Origin of the sequence: Streptomyces longwoodensis, assembly GCF_001514125.1 — a bacterium.
Taxonomy (GTDB): domain Bacteria; phylum Actinomycetota; class Actinomycetes; order Streptomycetales; family Streptomycetaceae; genus Streptomyces; species Streptomyces longwoodensis.
In genome coordinates this window covers 406284-425641 of sequence record NZ_KQ948554.1, presented here as the reverse complement: position 1 = coordinate 425641, position 19358 = coordinate 406284, and the positions used below count along the sequence as shown (strand labels likewise).

Sequence of the window (19358 nt, the reverse complement as noted above, 5' to 3'; positions counted from 1 at the left end):
CTCGGTCTGACATCGACCCAAACGACGCAGATGCCACGGCCGTCACGGCGGCGCGAGAGGCCTCCGGCAGACGGGACCGGCCCGGACCGGCCCGGACGGGCCCGGACGGGCCCGGACGGGCCCGGACGGGCCCGGACGGGCCCGGCCCGCACCTCGCATCCGCTCAGCCGGCTCCCGCACTCTCCTCGCTTCCGCTCAGCCGGCCCCCGCCCCCTCCTCGCCCACCCGGCGCCGGTACACCTCGACCACCCGTTCCAGCGAGTCACCGAGGTACACGGCGAGCAGTTCCTCGGCCCGGTCCTTCTCACCGGCCACGAGGGCCTGGAGGATCTGCTGGTTGCGGGCCAGGTACGGCTCGTGCAGCCGACGCGGGTCGTCCACCACGTGGAAGGCCAGGCGGAGTTCGGCGAAGACGCTGCGCATCAGCTCGTCGGTGCGTTCGCTGCCCGCCAGCGCGACCAGCTCCCGGTGGAAGTGGATGTTCGCGGTACCCAGCGTTTTCCAGTCACCTTCGCGCACCGCCCGCTCCCCCTCGGCGACCGCTCCGGCGAGGCGGTCGAGCGCGTACGGCGGCTCGCCGAGCCCCCGGACCACCGCGCACTCGACCAACGCGCGCGTGCGGTAGATGTCCTCGACGTCGTCCACGGTCAGGACGCGCACGAACACGCCCCGGTTCAGCTCGTGGACCAGCAGCCGCTCGTGGGTGAGCAGCCGGAACGCCTCGCGCAGGGTGTTGCGGGACACCCCGAGTGCGCCGCCGATGCTGTCCTCCGACAGGCGGGTGCCCGGCGGGAAGTAGCCCTCGGCCACGCGGCTCCGGAGGATGTCGGCGACGCGCTCGGCCGTGCTGGTGCGCCCCAGGAGGGCTCGGTCGTCGGCCAGTCCCGCCAGCTGCTCTGCCATGCCCGGAATTCAATCGCAGACCGGGGAACGAGACAACGGGGGTATTGAAGGATCGTTCAACGATCCTCTACGTTGCTGACCACGGCGCCCCGTCCCCACGGAAGACCGGAAGGCCGCAAGGCCGGAAGGCCGCGGCGCCCCTGCACGGCCCGGCTCACTCCCGCACCCTCCGTCATCCCTCTGCGAGGTGCTTCCATGAGCACGACCCCTCCGTCCCCGACCGTGACCTCCCACCCACCGGCTGGCGAACACGCCGACGCACCAGGCGCGTTCGGCTGGCTGCGCGCCCTCGGTCCGCGCGGCCGGCGCGCCTTCGCCGGCGCGTTCGGCGGCTATGCGCTGGACTCGTACGACTACTTCACCCTGCCGTTGAGCATGGTCGCCCTGGCGGCCCACTTCGGGCTCGACAGCGGTCAGACCGGCCTGTTCACCACCGTGACCCTCGTCGTCTCGGCGATCGGCGGCGCCCTCGCCGGTGTGGTGGCCGACCGGATCGGCCGGGTGCGGGCCCTGATGATCACGGTGGTGACCTACGCCGTCTTCACCGTGGCCTGCGGCTTCGCCCCCACCTACGAGACCCTGCTGGTCTTCCGCGCCCTTCAGGGCCTCGGCTTCGGCGGCGAGTGGGCGGTCGGCGCGATCCTGGTCGCCGAGTACGCGAGCGCGCGCCACCGCGGCCGTACCCTCGGGGCGATCCAGAGCTCCTGGGCCGTCGGCTGGGGGCTCGCGGCGATCGTGTACACGCTGGTCTTCTCGTTCTGCGGCGACGACCTCGCCTGGCGGGTGATGTTCTGGACGGGCGCGCTGCCCGCGCTGCTCGTCGTGTGGGTCCGACGGCGCGTCGAGGACGCGCCGGAGGCCACCGCCGCGCGCGAACGGAGCGCGGAGAAGGGCTCGTTCACGGCGATCTTCCGCGGGCCGCTGCTGCGCACGACCGTGTTCGCGGGACTGCTCTCCACCGGCGTCCAGGGCGGCTACTACACGCTCGCGACCTGGGTGCCGACGTACCTGAAGTCCGAGCGCGGCCTGTCCGTGGTGGGCACCGGCGGCTACCTCACGTTCCTGATCTCGGGCGCCTTCCTCGGCTACCTGACCGGCGGGTACCTCACCGACCGGCTGGGCCGGCGCCGCAACATCTGGCTGTTCGCGCTGCTGTCGGCGGTGTGCGTCCTGGCGTACGCGAACATCCCGGCCGGTGCCGACTCGCTGCTGCTGGTGCTCGGCTTCCCGCTCGGGTTCTGCATGTCGGCGATCTTCAGCGGGTTCGGGTCCTACCTGAGCGAGCTGTACCCGACCGCCGTGCGCGGCACCGGTCAGGGCTTCACCTACAACACCGGGCGCGCGGTCGGCGCCGTCTTCCCCACCACCGTCGGTTTCCTGGCCGACAGCTGGGGCGTGGGCGGCGCGCTGGTCTTCGGCGCGATCGGCTACGCGATCGCCGCACTGGCGCTGCTCGGCCTGCCCGAGACGCGCGGGAAGGAGCTGGTGTGAACCGCACGGACGACCGCCCGGTGACCCTCGTGGACGAGCACGCGCACGCGTGGAGCCCCAAGGACGCCCGGGCCCGCTTCCGGGAGGGCCTGACCGGCCCCACGGCCGGGGTGGCGGCGGGCCACACCCAGGTCAACCTGATCTCGGTGCCCCAGGACTGGGCGTACGACATGCTGCTGTTCTGCCAGCGCAACCCCAAGCCCTGTCCGGTGCTCGACGTCACCGACGCCGGTTCCTGGTCGACCGTGCTGGCCGACGACGCCGACCTGCGCACCGACCTGCCGCGCTACCGGGTGTGGCGGGACGGCCGGCTGGTGGACGAGCCGACGGACGTGCGCGCGTACTGGCGGGACGACCTGGTGACGTTCCTGCTCGGGTGCAGCTTCACGTTCGAGTGGGCCCTGGGCCGGGCCGGCGTGCCGGTCCGGCACGTCGAGCAGGGCCGCAACGTCCCGATGTACGTGACGGACCGTCAGTGCCGTGCGGCGGGGCGGCTGCACGGCCCGATGGTGGTCTCGATGCGTCCGGTGCCGCCGCGGCACCTGGAGGCGGCGATCCGGGAGAGCAGTCTGCTCCCGGCGGTGCACGGCGGCCCCGTGCACTGCGGCGACCCGTCGGCGCTGGGCATCGAGGACCTCGGCCGGCCCGACTTCGGCGACCCGGTGGACGCCGAGCCGGACGACATCCCGGTGTTCTGGGCCTGCGGTGTGACCCCGCAGGCGGCGGTCATGGCCTCCCGGCCGCCGTTCGCCCTCACGCACGCGCCGGGACAGATGTTCCTCACCGACGCCCGCGACGAGCAGTACCGCGTCGCCTGAGCAGGAGACACGATGACACCATGAGCGCGATCGATCTGAACGCCGACCTCGGTGAGGGCTTCGGCCGCTGGCGGCTCACCGACGACGAGGGGCTGCTGTCCGTCGTCACCAGTGCCAACGTGGCGTGCGGCTTCCACGCCGGGGACGCGGCCACCATGCGCCGGGTGTGCGCGCTGGCCGCCGAGCGGGGCGTGACGATCGGCGCGCAGGTCTCCTACCGGGACCTGGCCGGGTTCGGGCGGCGCGCCATGGACGTGCCGTCCGCCGAGCTGGCGGCCGAGGTGGCCTACCAGATCGGCGCCCTGGAGGTGTTCGCCCGCGCGGCCGGCGCGCGCGTGGCGTACGTCAAGCCGCACGGCGCGCTGTACAACCGGGTGGTGCGCGACGAGGAACAGGCCGCCGCCGTGGTCGAGGGCGTGCTCCTGGCCGGTCCGGCGCTGCCGGTGCTGGGGCTGCCCGGCTCCCGGCTGCTGGACCTGGCCGGGAAGGCGGGCCTGGGCGCCGTCCCGGAGGCGTTCGCGGACCGCGCGTACACCGACGCGGGGACGCTGGTGCCGCGCGGGCAGGAGGGCGCCGTCGTCGAGGACCCGGCTGCCGTGGTGGAGCGCTCGGTGGGCCTGGCGTGCCACGGCCGGGTCACCGCCCGGTCGGGCGCCCCGGTCGAGGTACGCGCGCGGTCCCTGTGCGTGCACGGCGACACGCCCGGCGCGGTGGACCTCGCGCGCCGGGTGCGGCGGCGGCTGGAGGAATCGGGCGTACGGGTCGAGGCGTTCGCATGAGCATGAGGGTGCTGCCCGTGGGCGACGACGCGCTCCTCGTGGAACTGGCCTCCGGCGCCGAGGCGCAGGCCCTCCACGCGGAGCTGGTGCGGCGCCGGGGCGAAGGCCTGCTGGCGGCCCGGGAGATCGTCCCGGCCGCGCGCACGGTCCTGCTCGACGGCGTCGCCGACCCGGCCCGCCTCGCCCGCGAACTGCTCGCCTCCGACGTACCGCCCGCCCCCGCGCGCGAGGGCGACGTGGTGGAGATTCCCGTGCGCTACGACGGACCGGACCTGGCCGAGGTCGCCGCGCACTGGGGGGTCGCCGAGGAGGAGGTGGCGCGGATCCACGCCGGTCACGAGTACCGGGTCGCCTTCTGCGGCTTCGCGCCCGGCTTCGGCTACCTGACCGGTCTGCCGCCGCGCTACGACGTGCCGCGCCGCTCGACTCCGCGCACCGCCGTGCCGGCCGGCGCGGTGGCGCTCGCCGGGCCGTACACGGGCGTCTACCCGCGCTCCTCCCCGGGCGGCTGGCAGCTGATCGGCACCACGCACGCGGTGCTGTGGGACGTCGCGCGCGTACCGGCGGCGCTGCTGTCGCCGGGCACGCGCGTGCGGTTCGTCGGCCGGGCGGCGGATTCCGCGGCGGAGCGGGGGGCGGGCGGATGACCGACCGTGCGCTCGCCGTCGTCCGCGCGGGGGCCCTCACCACCGTCCAGGACCGGGGCCGGCCCGGCCACGCGCACCTGGGCGTGCCGCGCTCCGGCGCCCTGGACGCACCGGCCGCCGCGCTGGTCAACCGGCTGGTGGGCAACCATCCCGGGGCGGCCGTCCTGGAGACCACGCTCACCGGCTGCGCCCTGCGCCCGCGGTGCGAGGTGACCGTCGCGGTGGGCGGCGCGCCCTGTCCGGTCACCGTGGACGGGCGTCCGGTGGCGTGGGGCGCGCCCGTCCGCGTGCCCGCCGGGGCGCTGCTGGACGTGGGCACGGCGACGTCCGGGGTGCGCGCTTACGTCGCCGTCGGCGGGGGCGTGGCCGTCGAGCGCGTGCTCGGCAGCCGCTCCACCGACCTGCTGTCGGGGCTCGGGCCCCCGCCGCTGTCCGACGGGGCGGTGCTCCCGCTGGGGTGCCGGGTGCCGTCCCCCGCGCGCGTGGACGTCGCACCCCAGCCCGCTCCCCCGGCCGAGCTCGTCCTGCGCGTCACCCTCGGTCCGCGCGACGACTGGTTCACGCGGCGGGCGGTGCGCGACTTCACCACGCGCGCGTACCGCGTGTCCTCCGCCGGCAACCGCATCGGGCTGCGCACCGAGGGCCCCGCGCTGGAACGGGCCCTGACCGGCGAGCTGGCCAGCGAGGGCATGGTCCTGGGCGCCGTCCAGGTGCCCCCTGACGGCCGACCCGTGGTGTTCCTCGCCGACCACCCCACGACCGGCGGCTACCCGGTGATCGGCGTGGTCCGCGCCGCCGACCTGCCCGCGGCGGCCCAGGCGGCCCCGGGCACCCCGCTCCGCTTCGTGGCGGTGCGCCACCGGTGAGCGGCCGAACGGCGAGCCCCGGGCCACCCGGCCACCCGGCCACCCGGCCACCCGGCCACGGTCCCCGCCCCGACGCGCCCCTCCGCCTCTCCTACGCCACCCCCGTCGCCGCCCCCCTCCGCCGCGCCCCCCGCTCCGGCACCGTCACCGCCGCCAGCGCGGCCGACACCGCGGCGCTCGCCCGCAGGTCCAGGTGAGCACTGGTGCCGCGGGCCCGGTGGCGCACCTCGTCGGCGGCCAGGGTGAGCAGGTTGGGCAGCAGGTCGGTGCACCGGCGCAGCACCCAGCCCGTCCCCGCCGTCGCCAGCCACCGCAGGCTCGCCGCCCGGGTCGGGACCGGGAACTCCGGCTCGGCCGACGGCGCGGCGCCGCGCGCGAGGCCCGCCTCGGCCAGGAGGGCGTGGAAGCGCAGGGCCAGTTGCCGGTGCCCGCGCTCACCGGGGTGCAGCCGGTCCGCGCTCCACAGGGCGCGGTCGGTGACCCAGGCGCCCTCCGCGGCGTGCAGGTGGACGGCGCCGTACCGCTCGGACAGGGCGTACACGACGGTGTTGACCGCCTGCTGCCGCCGGGCCAGCGGGCGGGCCAGCGCGCCCGGCAGGCCCAGGACGTCGCCCGGGTCGGGCAGACAGGCGGTGAGCAGCACCGCGCCCTGCCCGGCGAGGGCGCCGTACACGCGGTCGAGCCGGGCGGTGACGGCGTGGATGTCGAAGGTGCGGCGCAGGGTGTCGTTGACGCCGACCACCACGGCCGCGACCTCGGGGCGCAGGCCGAGCGCGGCCGGGAGCTGGCGCTCCAGCACGTCGCGCGTCTGCGCCCCGCTGACGGCGAGGTTGGTGAACCGCACCGGCGCCCCGGGGCCGGCGCCGAGTCCGCTGGCGAGCAGCGCGGCCCAGCCGCGCCACCCGTCGCCCGTGGGGTCGCCCACCCCCTCGGTCAGCGAGTCCCCGAGCGCCACGAAGCGCACGGGGCTCATCCCGGGCTCCCGGACACGATGGGGCGGGCGGGCCGGTGCGGCACGGCGGCGTCGTGCGCGGCCAGGAACGCGGCGACCGCGGTGTCCCAGCCGAAGCACTCGGCACGCGCGCGTGCGGCCTCGCGCCGGGCCCGTTCCGGGGTGTCCAGCAAGGCCTCGACGGCGTCCGCGAAGGCCCCGCCCCGGTCGACGGCGGTGGCGCCCGCGGAGCCGATCACCTCGGGCAGCGCGGAGGAGGCGCTGACCACGACGGGCGTACCGCACGCCATGGCCTCCAGCGCGGCGAGCCCGAACGTCTCCGCGGGCCCCGGGGCGAGGCAGACGTCGGCACTCGCCTGGAGCGCGCCGAGGGCCTGCCGGTCGGAGAGGTGCCCGAGGAAGGTGACCGGCAGCCGCCGCTCCCGGGCCCGCTGTTCCAGGCGCGGGCGCAGCGGCCCGTCCCCGGCGACGACCAGCACGGCCCGGGTCCCGCGGGCCAGCAGCGCCTCCAGGGCGTCGAGTGCGGTGCCGGGCCGCTTCTCGACGGACAGCCGGGTGCAGGTCACCAGCAGCACCTGGTCGGCACGCGCGTACCGCGCCCGCAGGCCCGGCTCGCGCAGCGCGGGGTGCCGCTCGACGAGGTCGACGCCGAGCGGGGCCCGCACCACGTTGCGGGCGCCGATGCGCACGAACTCCCGCTCGGCGAACTCGGTGGTGCACACCACGCGCGCGTAGGCGTGCGCCGTACGGACGTTGAGCGCGTCGGCGGCACGCCGGGCGGCGGCCTCCGGGACGCCCCAGGTGCGCAGGACGCCGTCGGCGGTCTCGTGGGAGACCATCACGGCGGGGACCCGGGCGCGCCGCGCCCAGGTGCCCGTCCAGCGCAGGGTGGTGCGGTCGGAGACCTCCAGGCGGTCCGGGGCGAGGTCGGCGAGGAGGGCGGCGACGCGCCGCCGGTCGGTCAGCACGCGGTAACCGCCGGTGCCCGGCAGCAGCGGTCCCGGCAGGGTGATGACCCGGCCCTGCTCGGTGTCGCGGTCGTCGGGGCGGTCGCCCGGCACGACGAGGACCGGCTCGTGGCCGGCGGCCCGGAAGCCCTTGCCGAGTTCCCGCAGGGCCGTGCGCAGGCCGCCCGAGGCGGGGGCGACGAAGTTGGCGAGGCGGACGATCCGCAGTCCCTCGGTCCTCATGCCGCCACCGCCGGCCGGCGCGCGCCGAGGACGTCGGCGTAGTGCTCGAGGAGCCGGTCGCCGACCGCGGCCCAGGTGCGGCCCTCGACCGCGTCCCGGGCGGCGGCTCCGTAGGCGGCGCGCCGGGCGGGGTCGGCGGCCAGGGCGCGGACCGCGTCCCGGACGGCGGACGCGTCGTGGGGCGGGACGAGCAGGCCGGTGCGCCCGTGAGCGACCAGGTCCAGCGGGCCCCCGGCGGCCGGGGCGACGACGGGCACGCCGCTCGCCATGGCCTCCTGCACGGTCTGGCAGAACGTCTCGAACGGGCCGGTGTGCACGAAGACGTCCAGCGAGGCGAAGATCCGGGCGAGCTCGTCGCCGGTGCGCCGGCCGAGGAAGGCGGCGCCGGGCAGCGCCTCGGTCAGGTGGGGCTCACTGGGCCCGTCGCCGACCACCACGACCTTCACGCCGGGCAGACCGCACACCCCGGAGAGCAGGTCGACGTGCTTCTCGGGGGCGAGCCGGCCGACGTAGCCGACGAGGAGTTCGCCGTGCGGGGCGAGGGCGCGGCGCAGGGCCCCGTCGCGGTGCCCGGGGCGGAAGCGGACGGTGTCGACCCCGCGCGGCCAGAGCTTCACGCGCGGTACGCCGTGTTCCTCCAGGTCGCGCAGGGCGGCGCTGGACGGGGCGAGGGTGAGGTCGGCGGCGGCGTGGACGGAGCGGATCCGTCGCCAGGCAGCGGCCTCGCCGACGCCCATGTAGGTGCGGGCGTACCCGCCGAGGTCGGTCTGGTAGACGGCGACGGCGGGCAGGCCGAGCCGGGCGGCGGCGGCCATGCCGCGCACGCCGAGGATGAAGGGGCTGGCCAGGTGCACCAGGTCGGCCCGGTGCTCGGCGACGGCCGCGGTGACGCGTCGGCTGGGGAGGGCGACGCGGACCTGGGGGTAGCCCGGGAGCGGCAGGGAGGGGACACGGACGACGGGGCAGGGCGCGAGGGCGTCCGGCCCGGGACCGGCCGGGGTGGCCGGCGCGACGACGAGCGGGGAGTGACCGCGGTCCACGAGGTGCCGGGCGGTCTGGAGCGCGCAGTGGGCCACGCCGTTCACGTCGGGGGGAAAGGATTCGGTCACGATGACGACACGCATACGGGTGTTGTCGCCGTACTGGACGTGCCCGCGTCAACGTGGATCTTTCCGGACGCCGAACGTCCCATGAGCGTTGCGCTGCGCACCCGGGCGGGTCGGACGGCGTCCACGCCGGCCCTGCCCACGGGTCGTCCCGCGTTCACCCGCCAGGCTCGGGTGCACCCGCCGGCCCGGGTGCACCCGGCGCCGGAGACACCCCCGGGAGGTCAGCGGGCGGTCGTGTCGGGTCCGATGCGGCTGCGGACGGCGGTCTGCACGTCGTCCTCCTCGGCGGGGTCGGCGGCGAGGCGGCGCAGGCGCTCCACCACGCGGGCGTCACCCGTCTCGGCGTGCCGGGCGGCGATCTCCCGGGTGGCCTCCTCGCAGTCCCACAGGCACTCGACGGCGAAGCCGGTGGGGAAGGAGGGGTCGGTCGCGGCGAGCGCCCGGGCGCAGCGGCCGCGCAGGTGGGAGGAGGCGGTCTCCCGGTAGATGTGGCGCAGGACGGGTGCCGCGCAGACGATGCCGAGGCGTCCGGCGCCGTCGACGAGGGTCCACAGGGTCGGTGCGTCGCAGCCCTCGCCGCGGACCGCCTCGCGCAGGGCGCCGAGGACCAGGTCGCTGTCCTTGCGGGCGCCGCGGCAGGCGAGCATCCGTCCGGCGGCGGCGCCGAGGGCGTCGCGGCGGTGGACCCAGCCGCGGGCACGGTCGACGGCGGCGAAGGAGCGCATGCGTTCGAAGGCGTCGACGGCGGCCTCCACCACGGTCGTGGTGCCCGTGGCCACGGCGGCCTCGATCAGGCCGAGGGCGTCGGGGTCGTTGCTGTCGGCGAGGTAGCGCAGGGCGGTGCACCGGGCTCCCTCGGTGCCGTCCTGCGCGGCGCGGACGATCTCCGGGCGGTCCGCGGGGCCGGCCACGGCCACGAGGCAGCGGGCGGCGGGGACGTGCAGGGCGGAGCCGCGTTCCAGGCCCTGCTGGGCCCACTCGAACACGGCCTGCACGCTCCAGCCGGGCCGGGGCCCGCCGGAGCGCATCTGCCGTTGCCACCGGTCGAAGCAGCCGGCCTCCTGGGCGGCACGCACGCGTGCCGAGACGTACTCGCGCGGGTCCTCGGCCCACAGCCGCCAGGGCCGTGGCTCGAAGGCGTCGCGGACGGCGGCGGCCAGCTCGGCCTCACCCTCGGAGTCGGTCGCGAAGCGGGCCAGCACCGGGGCGGCGAGGGCGCGCAGGCCGGCGTCGTCGTCGCGCAGGGCGAGTTCGTCGAGGGCCCACGCCCAGTTGGAGCCGGCCGCGGCATAGCGGCGCAGCAGCTCCAGGGCGTCGCGCCGGCCGTAGGAGGCCAGGTGGCCGAGCACCGCGAGGGCGAGGCCGGTGCGGCACTCCTCGGTGTCGAAGGCGTCCTCGACGTCGAACAGGTGTGCCTCGATGTCGTCGACTCCGCCGTCGAGGTCGAGGTAGAGGCGGGCGTAGTAGAGGGAGCGGTTCTCGACCTGCCAGTCGCGGCGGGGGTCGCGCAGCACACAGTGGTTCAGGGCCGCGAGCGCCTCGGCGCGCGGGGCGGTCAGCGCGTGCAGTGTGCCGTCGCCACGGCCCCGCTGGAGCAGGCCGAGCAGCGTACCGCTGGGCGCTATGAACGGATCGAACATGGGAAACAGCCTCACATCAAGCGTCGACGCAACCGGGGACGTGCATTACCTGGCCGCGTGACAACACGTCGGGGCGCCCGCCGTTTCCTGCTTGCTGCGAACCATCTCTCCCTGCCTCTCGTCGGTGGCCCATGCGGGCCGCATCACGGCCCGCGCGGTGCGGCAACACCTGCCCAGCCATCGCGTCCGTGAATCACGACGTCATGATGACTCGGCAGTTCTCCCTGCCGCGACCGAAATTTCCGGCGGCCCCGTACCGCCCTCCCCCGTGGTCGTCGTCCTGCCTGGTCCGATGCCGGGTCCGCGCCCGGCCGGCGGCGTCCGGCGGCCGCCCCGCGGGGCCGGCCCCGGCGCGCGTCGCTCAGTGGACGCCGAACCGCTCCAGGAGGTCGGTCTTGCCGAACATCCGGGCGGTGTCGACGGCCGACGGTGTGCCGGCCGCGGGGTCCGCGCCGGCCTCCAGCAGCGCTTCGATGACGTCCGTCTCCCCCTTGAAGACGGCCCCGGCGAGCGGGGTCTGGCCCCGGTCGTTGATCCGGTCCGCCTCGGCGCCGCGCGCGAGGAGCGCGCGGACGGCCCCGGCGTGGCCGTGGTAGGCGGCCAGCATCACCAGGGAGTCGCCGCGGTCGTTGGTGAGGTTCGCCGGCACGCCCGCGTCGACGTACGCCACCAGTTCCTCCGTCCGGCCCCGCCGGGCCAGGTCGAAGATCTTGGTCGCCAGCTCCACGACCTCGGGGTCGGGGGCTTCAGTCATCGGCCGGACCACCTCTCCATGCAACCGTTCGGGTGAATCGTCAGGGTACTGGCTCGTCGGGCACATGCCGGACGCCGCTCGAGGCAAAAGATCACGGACGAAGCCGTCCGCCGCAACGCGTCGGGGCGACGGTGCCGCGCGACACTGCCCCAGCAGGGTGAAATCCAGCGAATTTCACTCAGTTGCACCTTTTATCGTATAGATACATCCTGTGATCCTGGAAGTACTCATGGTGACTGTCCCCACCGAACACCAGGAGATCCCCCATGATCCTGTCCATCTCGGGCGTCGTGCTGCTCGGCATCGTCGTCTTCATCTTCTTCCGCAAGGACGGCCTGAAGGCCTCCCACGCGCTGATCTCGGCCCTGTTCGGCTTCTACCTCGCGAGCACGGCCATCGCCCCCAGCATCAAGGCCGGCGGCGAGAGCCTGGCGAGCCTCCTCGGCGGCATCAAGTTCTGACGCCGCGCACCCCGCCGTCCCACCCACCGACCGTCCCTTCCGTACGCACCTCCAGGAGACAGCAGTGGCCCGGCGCCCCCTCCCCCGCATCCTGAGCACAGGCAGCGCGCAGATCGCCCGGAGCCGGGAGCTGGCCCGGACGGCGGCGGACAGCGCCACCGACGTCCTCCACCCGCTGATCACCATCAGCCGGGGGATGCGCCGGCTGGCCGGGGCCGGCCGGCGCCGGTGGGCGGAGACCCCCAAGGACCGGCGCGGGCCACTGCTGTTCCTGCTGGCGTCGGCGGTCCTGGTGGTGGCCCTCATGCCGTACGGGCCGCTGCTCGCCGTCATCACCGTGATGGCGGCGGCGGCCTGGCACGGCCGCGACCGCGCCCCGTCGGCGCCCGAGGGCCCCGACGCGTCGCAGCTCCAGCGGCTCCAGGCGCTCTACGAGGCCCTGGTGCCGCTCTTCTCCACGACCGAGGACCCCGCTCCCCTCTACACCCACGGCGGGGAGTGGGAGAAGGCCATCCCGTCCCACGAGTTCGACGACTCCGGCCGCGTGGCGCAGCTGTCGATCCGCTACCCGGCGTACTTCCCGGACGGCGAGCCCGAGGCACGCGCCCGCGTGCAGCACCTGCTCAGCGCCAAGGCGGGCCGGGGCCGCGAGTACCTCTTCTCCTGGGACGAGGAGGGCAACGAACTCGACGTGAGCGTCCTCGCCCCGCTGCCCACCGACATCGCCGCCCAGCGCTTCGTCACCGCGCCCGGCGAGACCGTCCTCGGCTTCACCGACCCCAGCGGCGTCCCGCGCACGCTCCCGCTCACCCACGGCGAGGAGCGGCGCGACGTCCCGCCGGTCGTCTGGCGCACCGGCATCCGTTCCACCGAGCCGCACCTGCTGGTGGTCGGCCAGCCCGGCAGCGGCACCTCCACCCTGCTGCGCTCCCTCGCCCTCCAGGCCCTGCAGTACGGCGACGTCCTCATCGTCGAGGGCGGCAGCACCGGCGAGTACGCCTGCCTGACCGGCCGGGACGGCGTCCTGGGCGTCGAGGTGGGCCTGGCCGGGGCGCTGGCCGCGCTGGAGTGGGCGTCCGGCGAGACGGAGCGGCGGCTCATCGCCGCCAACCGCGCCCGGCAGGCCGGCGAGGCCCCGCCGGACGACACCAGGCGCCCCCTGTGGATCCTGCTGGACCGCCCGACCACGTTCACGCACATCGCGTCCGCCGACGGCCGCCAGGACCCGCAGTCACTCCTCCAGGCGCCGCTGCGGCACGGGCGCGCCGCGTTCGTCACGGTCGTCGTGGCCGAGCAGTTCGACGCGTTGGACGCCCTGAGCGACCCGGTGCGGCAGCACACCCGCGCGCGGGTCGTGCTGGGACCGGCGTCGGCGGAGCAACTGGAGTCCGTGCTCGGGGCTCCTCCGCACACCACGCCCGTCGACCACGTGCCACCGGGGCGGGGGTACGCCCGGCTCGGGACCGGTCCGGTGCACCGGCTCCAGGTGCCGGCCACGCCCGACCCCTACGACGACGCGACGAGCGACGCGCACCGCCAGGCGGTCCTGGACCTGCTGCCGCCCAAGAGCACCCCGGCCGACGAGGAGCCGCTGCCCGAGGCGGAGCCGGCGACGCCGGAACCTGTGCCGTCGGAGACGGCCGAGCCGGACCTGATCAAGGCGGACCTGATCAAGGCGGACCTGATCAAGCCGGAGTTGATCAAGGCCGAACCCGCGCTGGCCGCCGAGGCGGTCCCGGCGGACACGTCCTCCTGACGCGGCTCCGTTCACGAGACCGACCCCAAGGGGCGCGGGGAACTGCGCGACCAGCCACCGCGCACCCGCGCCCCGCAGACCGCACCGGCCGACACCCACCACCGCGGCACCCACCACCCCGGCCTACGCCACGAACGTCCGCGGCCCCTCCGCCGCCCCCACCGTGCCGCCCGTCTCCACGATGCGGGCCGCCGCCGACAGCCGGGCCGCCGCCTCGTCCGCCACCGCGCCTCCCACGGTGAACGGCAGCCGGACGTACCCCTCGAAGGCGCCGTCGACGCCGAAGCGGGGCCCCGAGGGCACCCGCACCCCGACCCGCTCCCCCGCCTCGGCGAGGCGGGAGCCGGACAGGCCGCCGGCCCGGACCCACAGGGTCAGGCCGCCGCGGGGCACCGAGAACTCCCAGTCGGGCAGCTCGCGCCGCAGCGCCCCGACGAGGGCGTCCCGGTTCTCCCGGGCCTGGGCGCGCCGCAGCCCGACCGCCTGCTCCCAGCCACCCGTGCTGAACAGCCAGTTCACGGCGAGCTGCTCCAGCACGGGCGTGCCGAGGTCGGCGTACGCGCGCGCGGCGACCAGGCTGCGGATGACGTCGGGGGCCGCCCGCACCCAGCCGATGCGCATGCCGGCCCAGAACGCCTTGCTGGCCGAGCCGACGGTGACCACGGTCGACCCGGCCGGGTCGAAGCCGCACACCGGCCGGGGCATCTCCACGTCGTCGTCGAGCCACAGCTCGGTCATCGTCTCGTCGGCCACCAGCACGGTGCCCGCCGAGCGGGCCGCCTCCACCAGCCGGCGCCGCTGGTCCTCGTCGGCGAGCGCGCCGGTCGGGTTGTGGAAGTCGGCGACGACGTACGCGATGCGCGGCGCGGCCTCGCGCAGCACCTGGCGCCAGCGGTCGAGGTCCCAGCCCGCGAGCCCCTCGGCCATGGCGACGGGCACCAGCCGGGCGCCGGTCTCCCGCATGAGCTGGAGGATGTTGGCGTAGGAGGGCGACTCGACGGCGATGCGCTCGCCGCGGCCGGCGAACAGGTGGCAGATCGCGTCGATGGCGCCCATCGCGCCGGTCGTCACCATGATCTGTTCGGGCATGGTCGGTATGCCGCGCGCCGTGTACCGCTCGGCGATCATCGCGCGCAGCGCGGGCAGCCCGGCCGGGTAGTCGCCGTGCGTGTGGGCGTACGGCGGCAGTTCCTCCAGGGCGCCCTGCACCGCGCGCGTGAGCCACGGCTCGGGCGCGGGCAGCGAGGCGCAGCCCAGGTCGATCACCGAACCGAGGGCGTCCGGGGGCAGCGGCTCCAGGCCGCGGGCCGGGAGCGGGTTGCCGGCCGGCACGGCCGTCCAGCTGCCGGCGCCGCGCCGGGACTCCAGGAAGCCCTCGGTGCGCAGGGCCTCGTAGGCGGCGGCGACGGTCGTACGGCTGACGGACAAGGCGAGGGCGAGTTCGCGTTCGGCGGGCAGGCGGGCGGCGACCGGGACGCGTCCCTCCAGGACGAGCAGGCGGATGCCGTCGGCGAGCGCGCGGTAGGCCGGCGGGCGCCGGGAGCCGGGCCCGGCCGGTCGGTCCTGCTGGGAGGTGAGCAACCGGGCGAGCTGCGCGGCACCCACCGCCGAGGTCCACTGCGCCATGATTACCAGTCCACCTTCCCCGAATTGGCCATGGATGGCGTGTACCGCCAAGCCACAGAGTGACATGAGCCAGTCCACGACCACCACTCAGGGGGCCCCTTGTCCACCGCACACCGTCCCGCCCGCCGGCTCACCCGGCGGCTGGTGCAGCTGTACGCCGGGCTCGCGCTGTACGGCGCCAGCTCGGCGCTCCTCGTGGAGGCGGGCCTGGGCCTGGAGCCCTGGGGCGTCCTGCACCAGGGCCTCGCCGAGCGGACCGGGTTGTCGATCGGCGTGGTGTCGATCGTGGTCGGCGCCGTCGTGCTGCTGCTGTGGATCCCGCTGCGCCAGCGGCCGGGCCTGGGCACGGTCTCCAACGTGTTCGTGGTCGGCCTCGCCATGGACGCCACGCTCGCGCTGGTGCCCGAGGCGCACGCGCTGGCCGTCCGGGTCCCGCTCCTGCTGGCCGGGATCGTCCTCAACGGCGTGGCCACCGGCCTCTACATCGCCGCCTCCTTCGGGCCCGGTCCGCGCGACGGGCTGATGACGGGGCTGCACCGCCGTACCGGCCGGTCGATCCGGCTGATGCGCACGGCGGTGGAGGTGGCGGTCGTGGTGACGGGCTTCGCGCTCGGCGGCACCCTCGGCGCGGGCACGCTGCTGTACGCGCTGTCGATCGGACCGCTCGCCCAGCTGTTCCTGCGGGTGTTCGCCGTGCGGCCGGCACCGGACGGCAGCCCGGTGGTTGCCACCGGGTCACCGCGCGGGGCGATACTGCGCGGGTGACCACCCTCATACGCCACCCCTACCTCGACCATCCGGGCCCGATCGCCTTCGCCCACCGCGGCGGTGCCGCCGACGGCCTGGAGAACACCGCGGCGCAGTTCCGGCGCGCGATGGAAGCGGGCTACCGCTACCTCGAGACGGACGTGCACGCGACGAGGGACGGCAAGCTGGTCGCCTTCCACGACGCGACGCTGGACCGGGTGACGGACGGCGCCGGCCGCATCGCCGACCTGCTGTGGTCCGACGTGCGCCACGCGCGCGTGGCGGGCCAGGAGCCGGTGCCGCTCTTCGAGGAGCTGTTGGAGGCCTTCCCCGAGGCGCGCTGGAACGTCGACCTGAAGGCCGAGCCGGCGCTGCACCCGCTGCTCAACCTGATCGGCCGGGCGAACGCCTGGGACCGGGTGTGCGTCGGGTCGTTCTCCGAGACCCGGGTGGTGCGGGCCCAGCGGCTGGCCGGGCCGCGCCTGGCGACCTCGTTCGGCACCCGGGGCGTGCTCGGGCTGCGGCTGCGCTCCTGGGGCCTGCCCGCGGCGCTGCGGCGCTCGGCGGTGGCGGCGCAGGTGCCGGAGAGCCAGTCGGGCGTGCGGGTGGTCGACGCGCGCTTCGTGCGCGCCGCCCACGCGCGCGGGCTGCAGGTGCACGTGTGGACGGTCAACGAACCGGAGCGGATGCACCGGCTCCTGGACCTGGGCGTCGATGGCATCATGACCGATCACATCGACACGTTGCGCAAGGTCATGGAGGAGCGCGGCGCCTGGGCGTGAGCGCCCCGGCCGTCCCCGCCGGACCGGGCGCGCGGCACTCTCCAGCGGGGAAGCGAGGGCACGGGTGAGCACCGACACCGTGCGGACGGCGGCGTCCGACGAGGCCGCCGGGCGGCGGCGCGAGCAGCGCGGCTGGTACTTCTACGACTGGGCGTGCTCCGTCTACTCGACGAGCGTGCTCACCGTGTTCCTCGGCCCCTACCTCACCTCGGTCGCCCGGCACGCGGCCGACGCCGACGGCTACGTCCACCCGCTGGGCGTGCCGGTACGGGCCGGGTCGTTCTTCGCGTACGCGGTGTCGCTGTCGGTGGTCGTGGCCGTCCTGGTGATGCCGCTGGTGGGTGCCGCCGCCGACCGCAGCGGCCGCAAGAAGCCGCTGCTGGGCGCGGCCGCCTACCTGGGCGCCGCGGCCACCACGGGCATGTTCTTCCTCCAGGGCGACCGCTACCTGCTGGGCGGGGCACTGCTGGTCGTGGCGAACGCGGCCCAGTCCGTGGCGATGATGCTCTACAACTCCTACCTGCCGCAGATCGCGCCGCCCGGGGAGCGCGACGCGGTGTCCTCGCGCGGCTGGGCGTTCGGGTACGCGGCGGGCTCGCTGGTGCTGGTCGTCAACCTGGTGCTCTACCTGGCCCACGACTCCTTCGGCGTCTCCGAGACGACGGCGGTGCGAATCTGCCTGGCCTCGGCGGGGCTGTGGTGGGGCGGCTTCACGCTGGTCCCGCTGCTGCGGCTGCGCGACCGGCCGGCGCCGGACCGCGTCCCGGGCGACGGCCGGGAGCCGACCGCACCGGGGTTCCGGCAGCTCGCGGCCACCGTCCGCGACATGCGCCGCCACCCGCTCACCCTGGGTTTCCTCCTCGCCTACCTCGTCTACAACGACGGCATCCAGACGGTGATCTCCCAGGCGTCGGTGTACGGCTCCGAGGAGCTGGGCCTCGGACAGTCCACCCTGATCGCGGCGGTCCTGCTGGTGCAGGTGCTGGCGGTGGCGGGCGCCCTCGGGATGGGCCGGCTGGCACGCCGCTACGGCGCCCAGCGGACCGTGCTCGGCTCCCTCATCGCCTGGACGCTCGTCCTGGCCGTCGGCTACTTCCTGCCCGCCGGGGCCCCGGCGGGGTTCTTCGCGCTGGCCGCGGCGATCGGGCTGGTGCTGGGCGGCAGCCAGGCGCTGTCCCGCTCCCTGTTCTCCCACCTGGTCCCGCCGGGCAAGGAGGCCGAGTACTTCTCCGCGTACGAGATGAGCGACCGCGGCATGAGCTGGCTGGGCCCGCTGCTGTTCGGCGTGACCTATCAGGTCACCGGCAGCTACCGGGACGCGATCGTCTCCCTGGTCGCGTTCTTCGTCATAGGGTTCGTCCTGCTGGCGCGGGTACCCGTACGGCGAGCGATCGGCGACGCGGGCAATCCCGTACCCGAGAGGATTTAGCGCCGGAGGCGAAAGGGCGGTAGTGTACGCGTTTGGCCTGCCAGGCGTACCGTTACTGCGCGTCAAAGATGCCGAAGCACTGGGTGACATCTCCTAACAGATGTGACAAACCGGGCGCCGGTGGGTACTGCACTGGTTGACAAGGCTGCGGCTACGACGGCGACGCATTGCCCGGAACGGGACTCGGAACGGGAATCTTTACCGCCGACCGGACGTTGACCGGATGACGACGACAGCGACACCTGTCCTGTGGGCGACAAGCCCGGGAGGCACGATTCATGAGTGAGCGAGCTCTTCGCGGCACGCGCCTCGTGGTGACCAGCTACGAGACGGACCGCGGCATCGACCTGGCCCCCCGCCAGGCCGTGGAGTACGCATGCGAGAAGGGGCACCGCTTCGAGATGCCCTTCTCGGTCGAGGCGGAGATCCCGCCGGAGTGGGAGTGCAAGGTCTGCGGTGCCCCTGCACTCCTCGTGGACGGCGACGGCCCTGAGGAGAAGAAGGCGAAGCCCGCGCGCACGCACTGGGACATGCTGATGGAGCGGCGCACGCGCGAGGAACTCGAAGAGGTCCTCGAGGAGCGGCTGGCCGTTCTGCGGTCCGGGGCGATGAACCTCGCGGTTCATCCCCGGGACAGCCGCAAGAGCGCGTAGCGGGCATTCGGCAACCAGCGCACCGCGCGCACAACGACCGCGGGCGCCGTACGTGAAGGTGACGTACGGCGCCCGCGGTCGTTCTGCGTCTCTCGGCGTCTTCCTCTCGGCGTCTCTGCGGGCGCCGCCCCTCCGGCCCCTCGGGGCTGCCCTGGCCGGCTCGGCGCCCCGGCCGGCTCAGCGGGTGAGCGGCGGGCGGCGGTCGTCCGACGGGTCCGTGCCGGTGTCGTGCCGGATGACCTCGCCCTGGACGACCTTGCCGTCCGGGTGGTGCATCCGCGCCTGCTGGAAGGCGTCGCCGAGGGAGCCGGGGACGGCCGCGCGGAGCTTGCGGTCGACGGTGCGTTCGGCGTAGCGGCTCACGGCCTTCTGCACCGGCGGGAGCAGCAGGAGCAGGCCGAGGACGTCGGAGATGAGGCCGGGAAGGATCAGCAGCAGCCCGCCGAGCATCATCAGGCCGTTGCCGCCGCCCCGGCTGGGGGCCGTGCCGCGGTTCAGCGCCTCGTTCAGGTTCTGGAAGGCGCGGCGGCCCGCCCGCTTGATCACGGCCGAGCCGAGGACGACCCCGGCGACGATCAGCAGCAGGACGACCAGCCCGCTCGACGCGCCCGCCACCACGGTCAGCAGCCAGACCTCCAGCACCAGCCACGCCACGACGGCCAGCGGCAGCACGGTGCGCAGCCGCGAGCGACGGGGCCGGCCGGAGGACGAAGAAGAGGACGAGGAGGAAGTGATCGGGGCGCCAGGCGTCATAC

General features: G+C 75.2%; 19 protein-coding genes. 11 read left to right on the top strand and 8 right to left on the bottom strand.

All coding sequences use genetic code 11. From position 1 onward, the window contains the following. Nucleotides 1-195 precede the first annotated feature (195 nt). A complete protein-coding gene (locus tag AQJ30_RS19805; RefSeq protein WP_067235687.1) occupies nucleotides 196-903 on the bottom strand; it encodes a GntR family transcriptional regulator in 708 nt (235 codons plus the stop codon). A gap of 195 nt (nucleotides 904-1098) precedes the next feature. Here AQJ30_RS19805 and AQJ30_RS19800 point away from each other — a divergent pair, with 195 nt between their 5' ends. Genes AQJ30_RS19800 through AQJ30_RS19780 form a run of 5 tightly spaced genes read left to right on the top strand, consistent with a single transcriptional unit; the run spans nucleotide 1099 to nucleotide 5504 of the window. Then, a complete protein-coding gene (locus AQJ30_RS19800; protein ID WP_067235685.1) occupies nucleotides 1099-2394 on the top strand; it encodes an MFS transporter in 1296 nt (431 codons plus the stop codon). Next, nucleotides 2391-3212, top strand: a complete 822-nt coding sequence (locus AQJ30_RS19795) for a putative hydro-lyase (RefSeq protein ID WP_067235682.1) — start codon at nucleotides 2391-2393, stop codon at nucleotides 3210-3212. Before AQJ30_RS19800 ends, AQJ30_RS19795 begins: the two co-directional genes overlap by 4 nt. 20 nt (nucleotides 3213-3232) lie before the next feature. Next, nucleotides 3233-3991 carry a LamB/YcsF family protein gene (locus tag AQJ30_RS19790; protein ID WP_067235678.1) on the top strand — a complete coding sequence of 253 codons (759 nt, stop codon included), beginning with the start codon at nucleotides 3233-3235 and terminating at the stop codon, nucleotides 3989-3991. A 2-nt stretch (nucleotides 3992-3993) separates the two neighbouring features. After that, nucleotides 3994-4638, top strand: coding sequence for a 5-oxoprolinase subunit PxpB (gene pxpB, locus AQJ30_RS19785; RefSeq protein ID WP_067235676.1), 645 nt, complete (start codon nucleotides 3994-3996; stop codon nucleotides 4636-4638). After that, on the top strand, nucleotides 4635-5504 hold the full coding sequence (locus AQJ30_RS19780) for a 5-oxoprolinase subunit C family protein (protein ID WP_067235673.1): 870 nt from the start codon (nucleotides 4635-4637) through the stop codon (nucleotides 5502-5504). The genes pxpB and AQJ30_RS19780 overlap by 4 nt, the downstream gene beginning before the upstream one ends. Nucleotides 5505-5595: 91 nt before the next feature. Here the strand turns inward: AQJ30_RS19780 and AQJ30_RS19775 are convergent, their stop codons facing one another. From AQJ30_RS19775 to AQJ30_RS19755, 5 genes are all read right to left on the bottom strand, one after another. Continuing rightward, nucleotides 5596-6477: an SGNH/GDSL hydrolase family protein gene (locus AQJ30_RS19775; protein ID WP_067235671.1), complete on the bottom strand. Its 882-nt coding sequence runs from the start codon at nucleotides 6475-6477 to the stop codon at nucleotides 5596-5598. Beyond that, entirely contained in the window at nucleotides 6474-7646 is a 1173-nt protein-coding gene (locus tag AQJ30_RS19770) for a glycosyltransferase (RefSeq protein WP_067235668.1), read from the bottom strand. The genes AQJ30_RS19775 and AQJ30_RS19770 overlap by 4 nt, the downstream gene beginning before the upstream one ends. Then, nucleotides 7643-8770 (bottom strand): glycosyltransferase family 4 protein, encoded by a 1128-nt coding sequence (locus AQJ30_RS19765; protein WP_067235665.1) that lies wholly within the window; start codon nucleotides 8768-8770, stop codon nucleotides 7643-7645. Before AQJ30_RS19765 ends, AQJ30_RS19770 begins: the two co-directional genes overlap by 4 nt. 206 nt (nucleotides 8771-8976) lie before the next feature. Further along, nucleotides 8977-10395, bottom strand: a complete 1419-nt coding sequence (locus tag AQJ30_RS19760) for a hypothetical protein (RefSeq protein ID WP_067235663.1) — start codon at nucleotides 10393-10395, stop codon at nucleotides 8977-8979. A gap of 361 nt (nucleotides 10396-10756) precedes the next feature. Next, nucleotides 10757-11149 carry an ankyrin repeat domain-containing protein gene (locus AQJ30_RS19755; protein ID WP_067235661.1) on the bottom strand — a complete coding sequence of 131 codons (393 nt, stop codon included), beginning with the start codon at nucleotides 11147-11149 and terminating at the stop codon, nucleotides 10757-10759. Nucleotides 11150-11415: 266 nt separating this feature from the next. Here AQJ30_RS19755 and AQJ30_RS19750 point away from each other — a divergent pair, with 266 nt between their 5' ends. Together AQJ30_RS19750 and AQJ30_RS19745 are read left to right on the top strand one after the other, a co-directional pair. Then, nucleotides 11416-11610 (top strand): hypothetical protein, encoded by a 195-nt coding sequence (locus tag AQJ30_RS19750; RefSeq protein WP_007380617.1) that lies wholly within the window; start codon nucleotides 11416-11418, stop codon nucleotides 11608-11610. 64 nt (nucleotides 11611-11674) lie between these two features. Beyond that, nucleotides 11675-13366 carry a hypothetical protein gene (locus tag AQJ30_RS19745; RefSeq protein ID WP_067235658.1) on the top strand — a complete coding sequence of 564 codons (1692 nt, stop codon included), beginning with the start codon at nucleotides 11675-11677 and terminating at the stop codon, nucleotides 13364-13366. Nucleotides 13367-13489: 123 nt separating this feature from the next. On the opposite strand, the gene AQJ30_RS19740 is transcribed toward AQJ30_RS19745, so the two are convergent. After that, a complete protein-coding gene (locus AQJ30_RS19740) occupies nucleotides 13490-14992 on the bottom strand; it encodes an SCO1417 family PLP biosynthesis transcription factor (protein WP_067235656.1) in 1503 nt (500 codons plus the stop codon). Between the two features lie 99 nt (nucleotides 14993-15091). Between AQJ30_RS19740 and yczE the strand changes: the two genes are divergently transcribed. From yczE to AQJ30_RS19720, 4 genes are all read left to right on the top strand, one after another. Continuing rightward, nucleotides 15092-15757 (top strand): membrane protein YczE, encoded by a 666-nt coding sequence (gene yczE / locus AQJ30_RS19735; RefSeq protein WP_067235653.1) that lies wholly within the window; start codon nucleotides 15092-15094, stop codon nucleotides 15755-15757. After that, nucleotides 15754-16521, top strand: a complete 768-nt coding sequence (locus AQJ30_RS19730; protein ID WP_067235650.1) for a glycerophosphodiester phosphodiesterase family protein — start codon at nucleotides 15754-15756, stop codon at nucleotides 16519-16521. Before yczE ends, AQJ30_RS19730 begins: the two co-directional genes overlap by 4 nt. A gap of 64 nt (nucleotides 16522-16585) precedes the next feature. Then, a complete protein-coding gene (locus tag AQJ30_RS19725) occupies nucleotides 16586-17950 on the top strand; it encodes an MFS transporter (protein WP_067235648.1) in 1365 nt (454 codons plus the stop codon). A gap of 278 nt (nucleotides 17951-18228) precedes the next feature. After that, on the top strand, nucleotides 18229-18603 hold the full coding sequence (locus AQJ30_RS19720; RefSeq protein WP_020128921.1) for an RNA polymerase-binding protein RbpA: 375 nt from the start codon (nucleotides 18229-18231) through the stop codon (nucleotides 18601-18603). A 177-nt stretch (nucleotides 18604-18780) separates the two neighbouring features. Here AQJ30_RS19720 and fxsA read toward each other — a convergent pair whose 3' ends face one another. Next, the gene (gene fxsA / locus AQJ30_RS19715; protein ID WP_067235645.1) at nucleotides 18781-19356 is read right to left on the bottom strand and encodes an FxsA family membrane protein; all 576 of its coding nucleotides are present in this window, start codon (nucleotides 19354-19356) and stop codon (nucleotides 18781-18783) included. Between the last annotated feature and the right edge of the window lie 2 nt (nucleotides 19357-19358).